We start from the raw sequence: 1664 nt of genomic DNA, 5'->3' as shown, positions 1-1664 counted from the left end.
CATAGGCTCCTTTTTAATACTTATATAAAAAAGCTTAAGCGGCTAGGCCTTCTTTTGCTTTTTCTACAAGCGCTGCGAATGCAACTTGGTCGTAAACAGCGATATCTGCAAGGATCTTACGATCGATTTCTACAGAAGTCTTTTTAAGACCATTGATAAAACGGCTGTAAGACAGACCATTTTGACGTGAAGCAGCATTGATACGTGCAATCCATAATTGACGGAAAGTACGTTTCTTCGCACGACGGTCACGGTAAGCGTATTGACCCGCTTTAGTAACAGCCTGGAAAGCTACGCGGTAAACACGTGAACGTGCTCCGTAGTAACCTTTTGCTTGTTTTAAAACTTTTTTGTGACGTGCACGTGCGACAACGCCGCGTTTAACTCTTGCCATTTCTAAAAACCCCTATTAAGCGAACGGTAACATACGTGAAACTAGACCATGGTCATTTTTATGAACCATCATCTTAGGACGTAGGTGTAACTTACGCTTAGAAGTTTTCTTAGTCAGAATATGACGAAGATGCGCTTGTTTACGCTTGAAACCGCCAGAAGCAGTCTTTTTGAAACGCTTAGCAGCGCCACTGTGACTTTTTAGCTTATAAGCCATTGCAATAACTCCAATTGTATTGCTTTTAAATTAGTAAGCAGGCGTGAGATATATTTCTATAGCTCCACTTTTAGGCCTAACTTACTGCCATGTTCCGGTGAAGACCCAACATAAATGCCGCAATCTTGCTTTAAGACCGGTTAACTCAGGTGAATATTCGCATATTGCTTGCAGACCTGAGCTAATTTCGGTGCGTATTATCGCTTAAAAATTATTTTTTAGCAACAGGCGCCATCATCATAACCATTTGGCGGCCTTCAACACGATTTGGGAAAGACTCAACTACTGCAAGCTCTTCTAAATCGGCTTTGATACGGTTTAATAATTCTATACCAATTTCTTGGTGAGCCATTTCACGACCACGGAAGCGGATAGTAATCTTAGCTTTATCACCAGCTTCTAAGAACTTACGTAAGTTGCGAAGCTTAACCTGATAATCACCTTCATCCGTACCAGGACGGAATTTGATTTCTTTTATCTGGATTTGCTTTTGCTTCTTCTTCTGCTCTTTTAGTTCTTTGCTTTTTTCAAAGATGAACTTACCGTAGTCCATGATTCTACAAACAGGCGGCTCAGCGTTTGGACTGATCTCAACAAGATCAACACCCGCTGCATCGGCCATAGTTTGCGCGTCTTGTAATGACTGAATTCCAGCTTGTTCGCCTTCAATGTCAATTAAACGAACTTCTTGCGCTGTAATTTCTTCGTTAATACGATTTTTTTGAGCTGTTTGTTGCCCTTTCTTGCCGCCTCTAATAGTACGTTCCTCCAAGAATATCAATAATATAAGCGTGTAAATGGCTGTTTGTTAATGCCTTACACGCTCGATTTTTACTGTCGATTTTTAATTTCTTCACTAATTTTAGCTACAAAATCATCAACATTAAATTTGCCAAGGTCTTCACCTGTGCGAGTACGCACTGCTACTTCTTGCTGTTCAACTTCTTTATCGCCAACAACAAGTAAATATGGAATACGCTTCAGTGTATGCTCACGGATTTTAAAGCCAATCTTCTCATTTCTCAAGTCAGCAGCGGCTCTAATTCCAAGTTTA

Annotated in this window: 4 protein-coding genes; all 4 read right to left on the bottom strand. The window is 40.5% G+C overall.

All coding sequences use genetic code 11. The features are described 5' to 3' along the window. Positions 1-34: 34 nt before the first annotated feature. Positions 35-394, bottom strand: a complete 360-nt coding sequence (gene rplT, locus H5072_RS18730) for a 50S ribosomal protein L20 (RefSeq protein WP_002960711.1) — start codon at positions 392-394, stop codon at positions 35-37. A gap of 15 nt (positions 395-409) precedes the next feature. After that, complete coding sequence (gene rpmI, locus H5072_RS18725; protein WP_002960713.1) at positions 410-610, bottom strand: 50S ribosomal protein L35; 201 nt, start codon at positions 608-610, stop codon at positions 410-412. Between the two features lie 211 nt (positions 611-821). Then, a complete protein-coding gene (infC, locus tag H5072_RS18720) occupies positions 822-1382 on the bottom strand; it encodes a translation initiation factor IF-3 (RefSeq protein WP_002960714.1) in 561 nt (186 codons plus the stop codon). A 59-nt stretch (positions 1383-1441) separates the two neighbouring features. After that, positions 1442-1664 (bottom strand): His/Gly/Thr/Pro-type tRNA ligase C-terminal domain-containing protein (locus H5072_RS18715; RefSeq protein WP_259395989.1); only part of this gene is annotated, 223 nt, incomplete at its 5' end.

It is taken from the genome of Pseudoalteromonas sp. SR45-5 (assembly GCF_014163565.1).
Lineage (GTDB): Bacteria > Pseudomonadota > Gammaproteobacteria > Enterobacterales > Alteromonadaceae > Pseudoalteromonas > Pseudoalteromonas distincta.
This window is presented reverse-complemented; position numbering and strand designations above follow the sequence as displayed.